A 16,969-nucleotide genomic window follows, 5' to 3' on the forward strand; every position below is an offset into this window, starting at 1 on the left:
GCCGGTCCGTCGTACGCCGGACCGGCAGCGATCGCGGAGGGGTCGCGGCCCTGGCTTTCGGCCGGAGCGCCGACGACGACCGCGCCGCTCCGCGCGCCGCCCGGTGCGGCGCGCGGAGCGGGAGGTCAGAGGGCCCGAAGGTAGTACATGGTGCGGAACCCACCACTGGTAGAACACGACAGGGTGTTCTGAGTACTGGTGTAGGTGAAGCCGGGCGGGACCGTGCAGGCCCACAGGCCCGTCTTGGGCGCACGCAGGTAGTACATGGTGCGGAACCCACCGCTGGTGGAACACGACAGGGTGTTCTGGGTGTTGCTGTAGGTGAAGCCGGGCATCGTGGTGCAGGCCCACAGGCCGTCCGCTGGGGGCTGCACGTAGTACATCGTCCGGAACCCGCCACTGGTCGAACACGACAGGGTGTTCTGGGTGTTGCTGTACGTGTAGCCGGGCGGGACCGTGCACGACCAGAACCCGGCGGCAGTCGTCTGGGAGGGGGTGCTTGAAGCACCGGCCGCGGTGTACGACGGGAGCGCCGGGGCAGCGGATGCCGTAGTGGGGGCGAGGGCGACACCCACCATGGCGACGGCCGAGCCGACGCCGACTGACAGGGACCGGAGTTTCGAGCGCAGCATGGAGGCTCTCCTGTGTTGGTCGTCCGACGGGCAGAACCAACGGGTGGGGGGGTCGACCGGGGTCTGTCCCGTGCTCCGGTCGCCGCAGCGCGCGCTCGGATGCTCGCAGCAGGGTCGGCCGGGGGGCAAGTGCGTCCCCCTTACCGGGTCGAAGATCGGACGTACCGCGGACGTCTGTGACCTGCGGTTTGTCCAGGGCCCGTGACGAGCCCACGACCGGTGCCGCTGCCCGTATGTCCGAAAGGCCATCGAGGAGGGAGCCCTTCCGGGAGGGGAGGGCCGTGTCAGCCGAGGTCTCCGAAGATGCCCGCCAGCAGGACACCGGAGGCAAGGAAGACGACGGTCAGCGTCGCCATCGCGGCCTTCTGTTCCCCGGTCACCTCGCTCTGCGGCATGTCCGTTCCGGCGCCGGCCGAAACCGGCGCGGCCGTCGCAGCGGGGACCGCTTCGCCACCCTCGCCCAGTGCCCTTACGGTCCCCATGCCGTGCTTCAGATGGTTGGCCACCAGCCAGACGTTCACCGGGTAGGCGAAGGCCAGCCCCGCCAGGACCGCGACGGAGAACGTGGCCCAGAAGCGGACGCTGCCCGCGTCGTCGGTACCCGGCACATGACTCCGGATGATCACGAGCACGGCCACCATGGCGCCCATCACGCAGTTCATCGACAGCCACTCCGCGAACACGGTGGAACGCACTGCCCGGAGGTAGCTTCCGCCGAGCATGTCCCGCATGAAGAGGGCCTGGAAGATCAGCAGCCCGAAGCCGAAACCCACTACGTACTCGAGCACGCTGTCGCCCCAGGGAGGAAGGCCCAGCATCGACGCGATCACCGCGGCCATCATGATGCCGGTGGCATCTCCGGCCACGCAGTGGATGGTGGACCCGAAAGCCTGTTTCCACAGGGGTGCCACGAACCGCTCATGGGTCCCGGGCCTGGGTTCCTTGCAGGAGAGCACGTAGAGTGCCGCGCCGACCGGACCGATGTAGAGCGTCACCAGGACCCAGCCCCACTTCATCACGGTCAGTTCGGGGTTCTTGGTGAACGCGTCGTAGGCAACGTAGGCCGTGGACAGCACGACCAGGAAGAACCAGAAGTACATCAGTGCGTCAGCCGTGGTCCCGCTGACGCCGCTGCCGGCCACATACATCTACGCCGTGCCCCTCATCATCCAGTCGATGGCCGCTGTATCGGGCTTCACCGCCAATCATGATCCGTGGAGGCACGTCTCGGGCGGGCCGACGCACCGCCGCGCCGTCCCGGCGTTCGCTCTCACCCCGGTGGAGGCGCCGGCACGAGTACGGCGACGGCCCGGCGGGTACCAGGCGTGCGCATGGTGAGCGGAGGCGGCCGGCGCTGGAGGCGCCCCTGGGCCGGCTGGAGCCCGCGGCCGTCACGGGCATCCGGCGGCCGATTCCGGGACGTACCGGACCGGCCGGGCCTCCCTCCCGGGCTGCTCAGGGACCGAGGGCATTCCGGTGCGCGCTTGCGCCACCCCGGCGTTCCGGGGCCCGGCACGCTCACGGGCCGTGCGGGCCGGAACAGGTTCGGCAACCGCCGTCCGTGCGGGCGGCCTTCACCCCATCATGTGCTCCGCGCGGTCGTCACTCGCCGGATGCGGCCTCGCCCCGCTCGCCCCGGACCGTGTCGACGAGGGTCGCCGGGTCCCCTGGGAGATCGTCGCCGCGCCAGGCCACATGGCCGTCGGGGCGTACGAGCACGAAGGAGCGCTCGTAGAGTTTGGCGATCTCCGGGTCGCCGCCCTGATGCACGGTCAGCGGCACGCCCCGCCCGGCGAATGCGTCCTCGAATGCCGGAAGGTCGTCGTGGTCCGCGAAGCGAAGCAGGACGAAGCCGCGGCCGAACAGGTCGAGCGTGGAGGTGGAGGCGTCCCACCAGGCGTGCGCGGCGCGGTGGCCGGGCTCGCTGCCGGGCCGCCAGTCGGCGTCCGGCTGACCGTGGCGCACCGGTACGTCGGGGTCGTCGATGATCGCCGGCGAGCGGTAGCGCAGACCGAAGTGGATCTGCGGGGCGTCGAACTCCCGCTGCGCGCCGCTGCTCTCCAGCCGCCCGGCCATCTCGGTGCGGGCTCGCTCGCCCTCGGGCCCGTCCAGGTGGATCTCTGGCGGTACCTCCCTGCCCATGGTGCGCTGAAGGTTGGTGTTGGCCTCGTTGAGGCTCTCCAGGGCGATCGGCCTGCGCTCGGTGTCGTACGTGTCGAGCAGGTGCCGTCCCGCCCAGCCGTTCAGCGTGGCAGCGAGTTTCCAGCCCAGGTCGGCGGCGTCCGCGATTCCGGTGTTGAGCCCGAAGCCGCCCGAGGGCGACAGGGTGTGCGCCGCGTCGCCGGCGAGGAGGACACGCCCGGCCCGGTACCGGTCGGCGACCCGGTGGGTGAGATGCCACTCGCTGTCGCCGAGCAGTTCCACCGGTGTGTGGAAGGCCAGGGCCTCGTGGATCAGGGTCAGTGCGTCGACGCGGGCCCCACCGTCGCCGTCCGCGCCCACGACCAGGTTGTACAGGTCGCTGCCGTTCAGCGAGCGCATGGGGAAGCGCAGCGTGGACGACAGCATGAGGAAGTACACGAGGGCGGCGCGATCGCCCAGTCGCTCCTTGAGTTCGGGGGCTCGGAAGAGGACGTTGCGGAAGACCTGCGTACGGTGACGGCCCGGTGCCTCGATGCCGCAGGCCCGGCGGATGGGGGAAGAGGCGCCGTCGCAGGCGACCAGGAAGCGTGCCCGGACGGTGCCGGTCGTACCGGTGGCCTGGTCGGTGAGGACGGCGTCGACGTGGTCGTCGGCCGGCAGCACGTGGTCGACGGTGGTGCGGAGCCGCAGCGGGCCGTCCGGGTGGACGCCCACGGCCTGCGCCAGCACCGGGCTCAGCCAGTGCGCGGGACAGATCTGGTCGGGCTCGGGGGTGTGGATGAAGGCCGGTCGGCTCGCGGCGGTGCCACGGCGGTACCGGTACACCTCGTGACCGCCCACCCTGGTGACCCAGGCGATGTCCAGAGGGTGGTCGGCGGGCCAGCCCGCCCCCCGGACGGCGTCCGCGACGCCCCAGCGGCGGAACAGTTCCATCGAGCGCGGACCGATCGTGCTGACCTTGGGATGCCGGACCTGTCCGTCGCCGGCGTCGACGACCATGCAGTCGATCCCGCGGTACGTCAGGTCCAGCGCCAGCGCCATCCCGACCGGGCCGCCGCCCACGATCAGCACATCGGTCCGCTCGCCGGAATGCGTCATCTCGTTCCTGCCTCTCCTCTTGGATCCGTCCCGCTCGTTCGGCTCACGGCCCGTCCGTACCGCGCGGGGAGGGTGCGCGGGTGCACCCTCCCCGCGCGCACCCGATCAGGGGCGTTCGGCAGTGACCAGGAGGCAGCCGAAGTCGTCGGCACCCGCCAGGTCGGACGGCTTGAACGCGTCGTCGCCGAAGTCGAAGTTGCCCTCGTCCATGGCCGCGGGGCGGTCCTCGACGGCNGAAGTCGTCGGCACCCGCCAGGTCGGACGGCTTGAACGCGTCGTCGCCGAAGTCGAAGTTGCCCTCGTCCATGGCCGCGGGGCGGTCCTCGACGGCCGCCAGCCTCCCCAGTTCGTCGGCGAGGCGCAGCGTGGTCTGCTCGGTGACGTCGCGGATCTCGCGCAGCCGCAGACCGGAGCGGTGGAGCAGGGCGACGTAGTCGTCGATGTCCGCCGTGGTCGACATCAGGTCGTGGCAGAACTTGTCGATGCCCGGGTGCCGTACCGCCTTGCGCGGATGACGTTCGAACACGTCGGTCAGGACGATCCGGCCGCCGGGCCGAAGCACCCGGCACACCTCGGTGAACACCTGCTGCCGGTCCGGCATGTGGCAGACGGACTCCAGGGCCATCACGGCGTCGAACGACGCGTCCGCGAAGGGAAGTTGCATCGCGTCGCCGTGCTGGAAGACCGCCCGGTCGGCGAGTCCGGCCTCGGCCGCCAGTCGCCCCGCGGTCTTGATCTGCTCCTCGCTGATGCTGATGCCGGTGACCCGTGCACCCGTGTGCGTCACCACCCGCAGACCGGGGCCGCCCACCCCGCAGCCCAGGTCGAGGACGTGGGAGGAATCGTCCACCCTCATCCGCTCGATGAAGACGTCGGTGAGCCGGTCCATCGCCTCCTCGATCGTGGCCTCGGAGTCCGGTGTGTCCCAGTAGCCGATGTGGACGTTGGGGTTGAAGGTGCCGTCGTTCATCGCACTCAGCGTCAGCCGGTCGTACAGCTTGCCGACGGCCTCCGGCTCGGGCAGGGTCTGGACGGGGTCGGTCATGGAAACGGCCTCTCTGGTTGGCAGGTGACAGGAAGCAGGCGGGCGGGGCGCGGACCCGCCGGCCACAGCATCCCGGCGGGCGGGCCACTGAGCCGGGGCGCCGGTCAGGACCCACTCGTTCGCGTGGGGACGGGCGTCCGCCGCCGGACGGCCGGGTGGGCCGGACGCCGAACAACCCATGCGCTCCCGGGTGCGCCGCGGGATACGAACCGCGCGTGGGTGCGCAGGCGTTACGGCACGGGCCTCGCCGGCGCGAGCCAACCCCTCTCGATCTGCCGACAGCGGGCGTAGTCCGGCAGCAGGCCCTGCCGCTGCGCCTCGGCGAGGGTGATCGCCGCGCGGTCCCGTTCGGAGAGGATCGGTTCGGTGTCCTTGGTGATCGGCAGTGCGAGGGCCGGGTCGAGGACGGAGAGGGAGAGCTCGTTCTCGGCGACGTAGCACTCGGAGAGCATGTACGACATGACGGTGTCGTCCTCCAGTGCCAGGAACGCGTGGCCAACTCCCACGGGAATGTAACTGGCCCGGTGGTCCCGCTGGTCCATCAGTACCGCGTCCCAGCGGCCGAACGTGGGTGAGCCGACCCTGATGTCGACGACGATGTCCAGCGCACTGCCGCGGGAGCAGTGGACGTACTTCGCGGTGCCCGGTGGCGTCACCGTGTAGTGGATGCCGCGTACGACGCCGCGCCGGGACACGCTGTGGTTGGTCTGCGCGACGTGGAAGAGCGGAGCGCCGTGGGCCTCGGTGAACGCCTCCTCCTGGTAAGGCGAGACGAACTTGCCCCTGTCGTCGGGGAAAACGCGGGGGGTGAACTCGATGGCTCCCTCGACGGTGAGTGCGCGTGCTTTCACATCTTCTCCCGTGGCTCGGTGGTCGGCTCGGCGGATCCGGGCGGGCGGCTGGGCGTCACAGCGTCCCCAGTACCTCGCGCACGGCATGGATGACCTTGTCCTGGAGGTCGGGGGCGAGCGAGGGGTACATCGGCAGCGAGAAGATCTCGCCGGCCAGCGCTTCGGTGACCGGGAGCGACCCCTTGGCGTATCCGAGGTGGGCGAATCCGGTCATGGTGTGCACCGGCCACGGGTAGCTGATGTTGAGGTGGATGTCGTATGCCTTGAGGCGCTCGATGATGTCGTCGCGCCGGGGGTGGCGGACCACGTACACGTAGTACACGTGCTCGTTGCCGGGCACGGTGCGCGGCAGGACGAGGTCGGTGTCGGCGAGACCCTCGGCGTAGCGCCGGGCCACGGCGCGGCGGCCGGCGATGTAGCTGTCGAGGCGCCTCAGCTTGCGGCGGAGGATCTCGGCGTGGAGCTCGTCGAGACGGCTGTTGTGGGCGGGGGTCTCCAGGGTGTAGTAGCGCTCGTCCATGCCGTAGTAGCGCAGCCGGCGCAGTCGTTTCGCCACGGAGGGGTCCGAGGTGATCGTGGCGCCGCCGTCGCCGTACGCGCCGAGTACCTTGGTCGGGTAGAAGGAGAAGGCGGCGGCGTCACCGGTGGTGCCGGCCATGGTCTCGCCCTGCCGGGCGCCGTGAGCTTGGGCGCAGTCCTCCAGGACGGCCAGCCCGTGCCGGGCGGCGAGTTCCTTCAATGGGCCCATGTCCACGCACTGGCCGTACAGATGGACGGGGAGGAGGCACCGGGTGCGTTCCGTGATGGCCGCCCCCACCTGGCCGGTGTCCATGAGGTGGTCGTCCTCACGGACGTCGACGAAGACGGGAGTTGCGCCGGTGGAGTCGATGGCCACGACGGTGGGTGCCGCGGTGTTCGACACCGTGATCACCTCGTCGCCGGGACCGATGCCGAGGGCCTGGAGTCCCAGCTTGATCGCGTTCGTCCCGTTGTCGACGCCTACGCAGTGGCCCACCGAGTGGTACGCGGCGAACTCCTCCTCGAAGCCGCTCACGCTCGCGCCGAGCACCAGCCGACCCGAGGCGAAGACCGTCTCAACGGCGTCAAGGATGTCCGGACGCTCGGCCTCGTACTCCGCCAGGTAGTCCCATACACGCGTTGTCATCTTCCAGCCTTTCCAGAACGGCGACGCACGGCCGTGCGCCTGCGGTAGGTGGGTGTCGGGGGTGCCGTCACCGGAGGTCGTCCCGCTCCCGGGCCAGGGCGGTCACGGCGCGGCGCACGCCTTCGGGCAGCGGGATCCGGGGGTGCCAGCCGGTGGCCGCGCGGAACGGTGAGGAGTCGAGGGTCACGCTGCGGAAGTCCGTCGAGGGGGCGTGCGCGGGTGCTTCGACGGACACCACGTCGACCGGGGGCCGTCCCACGGCGTCGGCCACGGTACGGGCGACGAGCCGAAAGACGTCGCCGAGTGCGTCGCCCCGGCCGGCGCCGATCAGCCAGTGGCTGCCCACAAGGGAGTCCGGGTGGTTCAGCGCGGCCCTGAACGCCGCCGCGACGTCGTCGACATGGACCAGGTCGCGGCGCACCGTGCCGTCGTGCCACATGGTGAGCGTCTGACCGTCGAGCGCCCGCCGCACCATCGCGGACACGACACCCCGGTCGCCCGCGCCGGGCGCCGCGCTCTCGCCGAACACCGTGGGCAGGCGCAGGCTGATGCCACGTACCCGGCCCTCGGCCGTGGCCTTCAGCAGGAGTTGTTCGGCGGCCAGCTTCTGCCGGTCGTAGGCGGTTTCGGGGCGGTCGGGTTCGGTGCCGTCCAGCGGCTCCCGCTGCGGAACACCGACCTGCGAGGCGGCACCGCCGTACACGACCAGCGGGGGCGTCCCCTCGCCGGGAGCCGGTCGCAGCACGTCGACGAGGTCCCTCATGACCCCGACGTTGACGCGCTCGGCCCGGGGGTCGCTCTCGGCGGCCCGCCAGCCGCCCTCCGCCAGCAGCAGATGGATCACCGCGTCCGAGCCGGCGACCGCCTCGGCGAGGGCTTCCCGGTCGGTGAGGTCGGCGGTGACGACGGTGGTCTCGGCCGGGCCGGGAGCAGGTGCGCTCGGCCTGCGCGCAACGGCCCGCAGCCGGATCCGGCGGCCCGCCAGTGCACGGATGACGGACGACCCGACGAAGCCGGACGCACCGAGTACGGTGACCAGCGGTGTGCGCTTCATGGCGCTCCTCTTCTTCATGTCAGCGGTGCCCTCCTCCATGGCGCTCCCCTCCCCGGGACCCCGCCACGGCGGCGTTGAGACAGGCCAGCAGCGTGCGGGCCTCCACGTTCACGTAGTGGCCGTGCCGGGTGAGGGCCCTGAGCTGGGCCGGGGTGACCCAGGTGTAGGCGGGGGGCGGGTCGAGCGGGGCGTCATCGGCTTCGACGACGAGATACCGGCTCCTCGCGTTGAGGAAGCGCCCGCCCTCCTCGGAGAGGACGGCCTGGTAGAGGATGTGCGACGGCGGGGCGTCGAGGACGGAGTCGAGGAACGGCGGGCGGTCCGCCGGGGGCAGATGGGTGTAGTTGCCGGGGGTGCACTGGACGGTCGGGGCCAGCTCGACGGTGTCCAGGAATCCGCCCTCGGCCCGGGCGTGCACCAGCACATGGGGTACTCCGTCGATCTCGCGGACGAGGAACGCGGCGATCCCCAGTCCCACGGGTTCGACCAACGGCTGGTCCCAGCTGACCACTTCGCGGTTGCCGGCCCGCACGGAGACGGCGACGACCTTGAAGTAGCGGCCGTCCTCGTGCTCGATCGCCTCGGCGCCGCGCTTCCAGCCGCGCACGTCGGCGAGCGGTATGCGCTCGGCGCACACGTCGTGGCGGGAACGCTCGCCCGTGAACCAGGAAAGGAGTTGCGCGTCCGACAGCAGCGCGCCGGGGGACGTGTCCCGGTACGGCAGGCAGGACAGCACGGTCCTGGCGTTCATGTTGACCAGGTCGTCCTCGTGCAGCAGTTCGGCGATCTGCCCGAGGGTGAGCCAGCGGAAGTCGTCCAGTTCGGGGACGTCGTCGACGGTCTCCACGATCATGTTGCGGTTGGTCTTGCGGTAGAACCACGAGCCCTGTTCGGACTGCAGGACGTCGACGACGACGCGGTCGGGATCAGGCCGGAAGAAGTGGTCGATGAGCTTGACGTCCGTGCCCCGGTGGGCCCCGGTGTAGTTGCTGCGGGTGGCCTGCACCGTCGGGGAGAGCTGGAGCAGATTGGCGTTGCCCGGCTCCATCTTGGCCTGCATCAGGAAGTGCAGCACCCCGTCGAACTCCTTGGCCAGGATCCCGAGGATGCCCACTTCGGGCTGTCTGACGACCGGCTGCTGCCACTCCCGGTACGGGCCGTCGCCGGAAGGCCCGTCGAGCTCCACCACATGCATGCCCTCGACGGTGAAGAACCGCCCGCTGCGGTGCACGAGATTGCCGGTGCCCTGCTCGAACCGCCACTCGCCCAGCTCCGCGAACGGTATCCGTTCCACGTGGAAGACGTGGGCCCGGCGGCGCTCGGCCAGCCAGGCGCGCACGTCCTCGGTCCGCACCCGCGCACCGCGCCCGCTCGCGGCCGACAGGGCGATGCGCTCGGACAACCGCCGGTCCTCGCGCGGACGTACGGCCGGGGCGGCGGGCAGTGGAACGATCCGGGACGACATCGAGGGCTCCTTGCCGGTCAGGACCGCTGCGCGGTGATCAGGACATAGCCGGTGTGCGGGTGCTCCCCGACGCCCTCCATCAGATCGGCCGCCGCGGTCATCTGCTCCGCCGCGCCGGGGTCGAGGGAGTCGGCGAGCCCCCGGAAGGCGGCAGCGGCGTGCCCGTAACTCGCGCGGACCTGCTCGCCGACGTCCGTGAGCTCCAGCAGTTCCCAGCCGGCTGCCGCCAGGTGGGCGCGGTGCTCGTCGGGCGTGTTGATCCGGGCGATCTCGTACATGCGCAGCATCCCGTCCAGCACTGCCTTGTCGTCGCCGGTGAACGGCTCCCGCAGGCACAGGTCGGCGACGGCGAGTCGGCCGCCGGGCTGGACGACTCGGCGGAGTTCCTTCAACGCGCGGGTCTGGTCGGTCACGTGCAGCAGCGACTCGATCGCGAAGGCCCCGTCGAAGGAGCCGTCCTGGAAGGGGAGATCCGTGGCGTCCGCCAGCCGGAAGGAGACCCGGCCGCCGAGGCCGGCCCCGACCGCCCGCTCCGCCGCCTCGGCCACCTGCTGCTGGCTGACGGTGACGCCGGTGACGTGCACGCCGTGCGCGGCGGCGATGCGCAGGGCCGGTACCCCGATGCCGCAGCCGACGTCCAGCAGGTGCCGGCCCGGCCGGAGGGCGAGGCGGTCGGCGACGAGATCGGTGAGACGGTCGGTGGCTGCGGCGAGCGGGAGGCCGGGATCGTCGTCCCAGTAGCCCACGTGGATGTTGCCGCCCATGGCGGTGGTGGCCCCGGCGTCGGCGAACTGGTCGTACACCTCGCCCACGGAGTCGGCGGTGGTGTCGGACTGCTGCGTCATGGTCGTGCCTTCCTGTCGTGCGGTGTCGATGCCTCGCTGCGGGTCACGGGAGGTCGGACAGGTCGAGGACCAGCCGCTTCGGGCCGTGGAAGACCAAGTCGTCGGCGTACTCGACCCGGTGACCGCCGCGGCCGAGCCCGGGGACTCCGTCCAGCAGGGTCCTGAGGCCGATCTCGGCCTCGGCGCGGGCCAGCGTCGCGCCCAGGCAGTAGTGGATGCCGAGGCCGAAGCCCAGGTGCCGGTCGGCGGCACGGTGGACGTCCAGGACGTCCGGGTCCGGGAAGCGCGCGGGGTCCCGGTTCGCAGAGCCCAGCAGGGCGACCACGCGGCTGCCGCGCGGCACGTCGTACCCGCCGAGGCGCGCGTCCTCGTACGCCCAACGCGTCACGGCCTGCACCGGCGGGTCGTAGCGCATGAGTTCCTCGACCGCGAGCGGCGTCGCCTCGGGTGCGCCACGCAGCTCTGCGAGGGTCTCGGGGTGCGCTCGCAGGGCCAGCACGGCCTTGGCCAGGAAGTTGGTGGTGGTCTCGTGTCCGGCGGTGAGCAGATGGACGCACGTGCCGACGATCCCGTCCACGCTCAGCCGTGTGCCGGTGTCACGGGCCCGGACGAGGAGGCTGAGCAGGTCGCCACCGTCGCCCCCGCTCCGTCGGTCCACCTCCCGCCGGAAGTAACGCGCGAACTCCCGGGAGGCCGCCTCGGCCCGGTCGTAGCCGCCGGCGCCTCGTGATCGGGTGGTGCTGGCCTCCTGGAGGGCGACCGCGCCAGCGCGCAGCCAGGCACGGTCCTCCTCGGGCAGGCCGAGCAGTTCGGAGATGACGAGGATGGGGAAGGGTGCGGCGAAGCCCTCGATGAGATCGGCCTCGCGGTACCCTCCCAGCCGCTCCACGAGTTGCTGGGCGAGCCGGGTGATGCGCGGGCGGAGATCGGTGACGATCGAGGGCGAGAACCGGGTGTTGAGCAGGGAGCGCAGCTCGGTGTGGCGCGGCGGGTCCAGGAAGACCAGCCAGTTCTCGACGATGGCCCGCAGGGCCCGGTGTTCGGCGGGGATCGGGACGGGGGCCGTGCGGGTGCCGGCGTCGCCGGAGGCCACGCGCGGGTTCCGTCCGAACCGCCGGTCCGACAGGACACGGACGACGTCGTCGTACGTGAAGACGTAGAAGGTGTCCGGCCTGTCCGGGCCCGATGCGGTGCGATGGACCGGCGCGGCCTCCCGGTAGCGCCGGTACACGGGATACGGGTGGCTGACGTCCTCCCTGTCCCAGCCCATGAGGTCGAACCGCGGCAGCGTCGGACGGGGCATGCGGTCTCCTTCGGTCGGCAGTGCGGCGGGGGGGTGGCTCAGGGCACTCTCCGGCTGCGGGGCGGCCGGTCGCGGTCGGCCCGCTAGTGCTGTGGCCGGAAGGGTTTGCCGGGAAGCTCGCGGCGTACGGTGCGGTGCATCGCAAGGCGGAGGACCGCCCTCGTACCGGGCGTACTCGGGCGACTCCGACAACGCCGCGAGGTGCCGTGCGGGGCGTCGCGAGCCGGTGAACCCTTCCGGTCACGGCACTAGGCGGCCCGGCGGCCGGAAGTGGTCGGCCCAGAACGCGCTCATCTCGCCGACGCGCGCGGGCACGACGGGATGTTTGCCGCATTCCGCGGCGAGGTCGTCGAGACGCCGGGCAATACCGCGCCGGGCCACGTCCGGGCGGGAGACGGCCATCGGCTGCTCGATCAGTTCGAACGACGGTCCGGCGGTCATGCCCCGGCGCCCCGACGGCATGGTCACGAGCAGTTCCGCGAGCGGGCGCATCAGGCCCGTCATCATGTCGATCGCCGCGTTCATCAGGTCGGACCGCCGCAGGGCTGCGTCGGGGCACTCGCCGAAGTGCTGGACCATGAGCTGCAGCGCCATGAAGTAGGCGCGGTTGAACAGTTTCATCACCGCCCGGGCGCCGGCATCGGTGACCGTCTCCATCGCCGGGTTCCCCTGACCGAGGGTCGGGTTCCGTACGACGGGGTAGGCCGGGTTCCACCGTTCGGCGCCCGGGTGCGGCCCGTCGGTCGGCGCGCTGCGGAGCAGCTCGGAGATGCGCAGGAACGCGTGGTAGTGGGACGTCTCCTCGCCTCCCGGGTCGAGCACTCCTCCCTCTCCCTGCTCGGTGATGACGTCGATGGCGAACAACGCGGAGGCGAGGTCGTCGACTTCGAGCTGGTAGTCGGGGTGGGTTCGGTTGAGGGACTCCCGCAGGAACAGGTGGTGCTCCCCGCCTCCTCTGCCCTTGTCCACCATGAAGAGATCCGGGACGTTCTGCAGTCCCTCCCTGAGGTCCGCGTAGAGCTCGCTCAGCGAGCCGTACGGGTGCCGTTCGTCGTACGCGGCGGGGGCCGCCGGTCCGTCGCCGCGCCGTACCTCGTCGACGAGGTCCTCCGGACGCTCGATCTGCACGAAGCGCTCCACGCTGCCGGGTCCCAGCCGCTCCAGGGAGAAGTCCAGCGGGACCGCCAGCTCGTGGTTGACGGTGCCGAAGTCGATGCGGGGCACGTGGAACGGCTCGCCCACCGCCGTGAGGATGTTGTTGACGAGCAGGAAGTGGATCATCTCCTCGCGGGCGATGTTCAGGAGCATGCTGCGGATGCCCTCGTCGAGGGTCTCCCCGCCGTCACCGCAGGCGAGCCGGAGCTGCTCGGGCGTCCACAGCCCCCGCCGCACGTACTCGGCCCCGGCGCCGTGGGTGGGCACCGAGTAGGCGGCGTACAGGTACTGGAGCATGACGGCCAGTTCGATCGCGGCGGCGTCGCGCAGCACCTTGACGAGTTGGTCCCGGGTGGTGATCCTCCGTCTTCTGCGGCCCGTGGCCGGCACCGCCAACAGCACTTCGTCGGGCTTCTGCTGGGCCCGCAGGAACGTCAGCAGCAGCTGCGCCTTCGGTTCGGACAGCTCCCGAGTGGGCGGCATGTAGTACGTCTTCGCCTTGTTGCGCGGGTCGCACATCTGCCAGATCAGCTTGGCGTACGTCTCGACCTTGCAGCGGTCCGCGAGGCTGAAGACCTCCGCCTTCATGAACGAGTACGTGTGCTCGTAGAACGCGAAGACCTCCTCGTACACCAGGTCGAAGGTCACCTCGTCCTGGCCTATCCCGGCCAGCCGCCAGTCGTCGGGCAGCACCCGCACCGTCAGATACCCGGCGCCGGGCCAGTAGCCGAGTGCGTCGTCGTGGTCGTGGCCGAGCGTGGCGGAGCCGGGTCGGTCCGGGTCGCACGGCAGGTCGTCGGGGCCGGTGGACAGCAGGACCCGGGCGGTCCCGGCCGCCGCGCCCCGCAGGGTGAACCAGCCCCGGCCCGCGTCGTCCGTGCCGAGAGCGCACGTGCTCGACCATGCGCCGTCACCGCCCCGTCGTCCCGCACGCACCCGGACGACGTCGATGTCCGAGCACCGCGCGTCGGGGGAAGCCGCGGCCGGGTCACGCGGCATGGCCCGGGGGTTGAAGAACTGCCGTACACCGATCTCGTCGACGGCGGCCGGACGGCCCCGGACGAAGGACCGCACGAGCACCTCGACGTCGTGGTCCGCGTCGTCCGCGTCCCGGGGGTGCTCCAGGATGACGGCCGCGTCGTCGACCTGGACGTTGACCTCCTTCTCGCGCAGGTGTACCACCGGGCCGTCGGGACCGGTTCCGACCAGGTGCAGCGCCTCCTCTGCGGCCTCCCCCGCCGGCATCTCGATGGGGACCGTCACCACGCCGCCGGCGAGGGCGTACGCCTCCCCGAGGTAGGTCTGCCGGGGCACCCGGGCGACCAGTCGATCGCTGTCCGCCGTCCGCAGTTCGAGATCGCCGATGTCGAGTGGCACGGCCACGGACCGACCGTCTCGCACCGAGCCGGAGACGGGCACCGCGGTGATCATGTTGAGCACGGCGTGGCAGTCCGTCAGTTCGACGGTGAGGTTGTGCGGCCCTCCGGGCCCGGGGCGCTCCGGAACCAGCAGGCGGCCCGCCGGGTAGGTACGCGGCTCGCACGGACGCCAGGGAGCGACGGTTCCGCGCAGTCGCCAGCGGCCCGGCCGGTCGGGTGCCTCGGGCGGGGACAGCTGGCTGAGTGCGAACTGCACGACCAGCCCTCCGGCCCGCCCGCCCGCCACCGTGTCCCGCAGGAGCCGTACGGCCGGTGAGACGGCCGCCTCGTCGAGCCAGGTCAGTCCGGCGTCCTCGGTCACGACGAACTGGTGGACCACGGACCGGCGCAGCCGGTCGGCCAGCCAGTGCTCCCCGACGCCGCTCATGTGGTGGGTGTTGTGCCACCTCGGGGGGTGGAAGCCGTGGACGGTGCCGGTGGCCATGTAGCCGACGTCGTGGGAGCGGCCGTCACGCCCGAAGCAGAACTGTCCGACCATGAGGGTCGTCGTCCAGTCGGAGGCCGGGTCGACGTCGAAGACGCGGGCTCGGTTGACCGTGGTGCCGAGGTACTCGTTGTAGTGCCCCCACATGTCGACGGAGCGCCCGATCACCGGATCCTCGGTTTCCAGGTCGCCCGCGCGGCGCTCGACGCCGACGATCCGCGCGTCGACGGCGAAGTGTCCGTTGCCGGCGAAGTCCTCGCCCTTGGCCGCGCTGAAGGGTCCGTCGGACGCCGGGCGGCCGGTGACGTCGTACCTCGGCCCGATCCGGTCGAGGTGGTCGTGGTACTCGCCCGGCGGACGGCGGGCCGGGAAGGGCTGCCCGTCGGCGGTGAGTGCCGTGTTGGTGGCCAGGTCGACGAGGCCGCTACGGGCGCCGGTGGGCGCATGGGTCGTGGCGGTTCCCGAGAAGTGCAGCCGGGGCAGGTCGAAGACACTCACGCCGACCGGTCCGAGCGGCTCGGGCGGGAGGCGGCGAACACGCCCCTGGCGCGCGGCTCGCACCACTCGATCTCGTGCGCGGCGTCGATCGCCGACTCGATGGCGCCCTCGATCCACGCGGGCTTCGACGAGCAGTGCTCGCCGGCGAAGAAGAGACCCCTCTGCGGCCGGGCGGCCTCGCGTCGTTCGGCCTCGCGGAGGGCGGCCTCCTGACCCCACCGGACCGTGGCCGCTCCCCAGGACCATCGGCGTGCGCCCCAGGCCCGGCCCGCCACGCCCAGGACCATGCCCGGCCTGCGCAACTCGGGGTGCATCACGCTCAGTTCCTTGGTGACGAGGGCGTTCCGCTCGGCCTCGCTCAGCCGGGCGAGGGCGTCGGCGTCCGGGCCGATGGTGTAGCTGGCGAGCAGCACCGCACCGAGCGCGGGGTCGCCGTCGGCGGGCGGGTAGTACGTCTGCCGGACGTGGCCGCCGGTGAAGGAGGCACCCCCGCTGATGCCGTCCTTCTCCCAGAATGCCTCGCGGCAGTGGAAGGCTATCTTCGTCGCCGGCCAGTACTTCGTCTGGTGGACGATATCCAGTTTGTCCTGGTCGAAGCCGGTCAGCCGCATCTTCCTGAGTACGGTGAACGGGATGGTGCACACCACGTAGTCACAGGTCCTGGTGACCGTCGTGACGCCCTGCCGGATCCGCAGGACCACCTCGTCGTCCCGCACGTCGATGCCCACGACCTCCTGGCCCAGCGAGATCCTTCCGCGGATCCGGGCGGCGAGCCGCCGGGGCAGCGCGTCCATGCCGTCCCGCAGCCGCACGATGCTGGAGCTGGTCTCGTCGAGCACGTCGTCGAGGAAGCGCTCCAGCCGGAGCGGGCAGGAAGACCGTATTCGGGGGTGGTCGGCGAAGAAGGCGTGCAGGTCGATCCTGTTGTGCGCGGTACCGCACCGGTACGGCGTCAAGTCGATGTGGTCGACGAGATCCAGTAGTTCCACGCCGATGTCGTTGTGCAGCCCGTCGTAGAACTGGCGGGGTGCGATGGCCCTGATGCTGGCATCCAGCCAGGCCCCGAACAGCAGGGTGTCGGGCCGGTAGTGCGCGCTCGGCAGTGCGGCGGCGAAGTTGTCGACCAGGGTGTCGTGCGCCTCGCGCACGCGAAGGTATCCGGCGGAACTGGGCAGGTAGGCGGCGTCGTCGGAGAACAGCGTCCGGAACTCGCGGACCTGGTTCTGCAGACCGAGTTCGGCGATGTAGTGCATGGTCAGCCGGTGCCCGGCGGGGATGCGCATGGCGCCGAGCTCGGCGAACGGCCCGGCCTCACCGGCACCGGCGAAGCGGTGGGTGTGAATCCGGCCGCCCACCTCGCGGCTTCCTTCGATGATCTGGACGTCGTGCCCGAGGCGTTCCAGTTCATAGGCCGTCACCAGACCGGCGATGCCGGCGCCGATGACGGTTACCTTCTTCGGTCCACCGATGGCGCCGTCCGGCCCGTCACTGTCCTGCAAGGGTGCCGTCACAGGTTTCCTCCAGTACGCGATGTCCAAGGCCGGGGGCTGTGTGGGATGAACGCGGCGCCTTTCCGTGTTTCGGAAGGGGCGATGCCGGGGATTGCGCATCGGCAATTCTTCGGGTGGCGGCGGTGCGTCCGTATCCCCCGGCGGGCCTGCGCACGAGTGGTTCGACGGACCGCCCGTCGCCGTGACCGGGGCGGCGCGGCGGCGCCATCCTGCGCGAGTGCGCGGGGTTTTCCCACCGCCGCCGTCCAGGCCCCCGACGGGGTGATGCTGGCGTGCGTGGACGGTCGGCCCGGGCCCGATGGGTGCCCTGGTCACTGACGCAACCCGTGACACGAGACCCCT

The 16,969-nt window shown here is 71.3% G+C and carries 11 protein-coding genes and 1 pseudogene; all 12 read right to left on the minus strand.

The window, feature by feature from the left end; genetic code table 11:
• Positions 1-125: 125 nt before the first annotated feature.
• The 12 genes and pseudogenes from QMZ92_RS10000 to QMZ92_RS10055 all read right to left on the minus strand — a co-directional run bounded on the left by QMZ92_RS10000 (position 126) and on the right by QMZ92_RS10055 (position 16,627).
• The gene (locus QMZ92_RS10000) at positions 126-632 is read right to left on the minus strand and encodes a hypothetical protein (RefSeq protein ID WP_283296889.1); all 507 of its coding nucleotides are present in this window, start codon (positions 630-632) and stop codon (positions 126-128) included.
• Positions 633-916: 284 nt separating this feature from the next.
• The gene (locus QMZ92_RS10005) at positions 917-1,780 is read right to left on the minus strand and encodes a DUF4396 domain-containing protein (protein ID WP_283296890.1); all 864 of its coding nucleotides are present in this window, start codon (positions 1,778-1,780) and stop codon (positions 917-919) included.
• A 454-nt stretch (positions 1,781-2,234) separates the two neighbouring features.
• Positions 2,235-3,872 carry an FAD-dependent monooxygenase gene (locus QMZ92_RS10010; RefSeq protein ID WP_283296891.1) on the minus strand — a complete coding sequence of 546 codons (1,638 nt, stop codon included), beginning with the start codon at positions 3,870-3,872 and terminating at the stop codon, positions 2,235-2,237.
• Positions 3,873-4,107: 235 nt separating this feature from the next.
• Positions 4,108-4,917: pseudogene (locus QMZ92_RS10015) on the minus strand (SAM-dependent methyltransferase); the annotation flags it as partial.
• Positions 4,918-5,147: 230 nt separating this feature from the next.
• Complete coding sequence (locus QMZ92_RS10020) at positions 5,148-5,768, minus strand: dTDP-4-dehydrorhamnose 3,5-epimerase family protein (RefSeq protein WP_283296892.1); 621 nt, start codon at positions 5,766-5,768, stop codon at positions 5,148-5,150.
• Between the two features lie 55 nt (positions 5,769-5,823).
• Positions 5,824-6,933 carry a DegT/DnrJ/EryC1/StrS family aminotransferase gene (locus tag QMZ92_RS10025; protein WP_283296893.1) on the minus strand — a complete coding sequence of 370 codons (1,110 nt, stop codon included), beginning with the start codon at positions 6,931-6,933 and terminating at the stop codon, positions 5,824-5,826.
• 67 nt (positions 6,934-7,000) lie between these two features.
• Entirely contained in the window at positions 7,001-8,005 is a 1,005-nt protein-coding gene (locus QMZ92_RS10030) for an NAD-dependent epimerase/dehydratase family protein (protein ID WP_283296894.1), read from the minus strand.
• A 1-nt stretch (position 8,006) separates the two neighbouring features.
• Positions 8,007-9,452 carry an NDP-hexose 2,3-dehydratase family protein gene (locus tag QMZ92_RS10035; RefSeq protein ID WP_283296895.1) on the minus strand — a complete coding sequence of 482 codons (1,446 nt, stop codon included), beginning with the start codon at positions 9,450-9,452 and terminating at the stop codon, positions 8,007-8,009.
• 17 nt (positions 9,453-9,469) lie between these two features.
• Complete coding sequence (locus QMZ92_RS10040) at positions 9,470-10,297, minus strand: class I SAM-dependent methyltransferase (RefSeq protein WP_283296896.1); 828 nt, start codon at positions 10,295-10,297, stop codon at positions 9,470-9,472.
• A gap of 43 nt (positions 10,298-10,340) precedes the next feature.
• A complete protein-coding gene (locus QMZ92_RS10045; protein ID WP_283296897.1) occupies positions 10,341-11,600 on the minus strand; it encodes a cytochrome P450 in 1,260 nt (419 codons plus the stop codon).
• Positions 11,601-11,840: 240 nt separating this feature from the next.
• Positions 11,841-15,116, minus strand: a complete 3,276-nt coding sequence (locus QMZ92_RS10050) for a ferritin-like domain-containing protein (protein ID WP_283296898.1) — start codon at positions 15,114-15,116, stop codon at positions 11,841-11,843.
• Positions 15,113-16,627: a flavin monoamine oxidase family protein gene (locus QMZ92_RS10055; protein ID WP_283296899.1), complete on the minus strand. Its 1,515-nt coding sequence runs from the start codon at positions 16,625-16,627 to the stop codon at positions 15,113-15,115. The genes QMZ92_RS10050 and QMZ92_RS10055 overlap by 4 nt, the downstream gene beginning before the upstream one ends.
• Positions 16,628-16,969: the final 342 nt, after the last annotated feature.

It is taken from the genome of Streptomyces sp. HNM0645, from assembly GCF_030056615.1.
GTDB lineage: Bacteria > Actinomycetota > Actinomycetes > Streptomycetales > Streptomycetaceae > Streptomyces > Streptomyces marianii.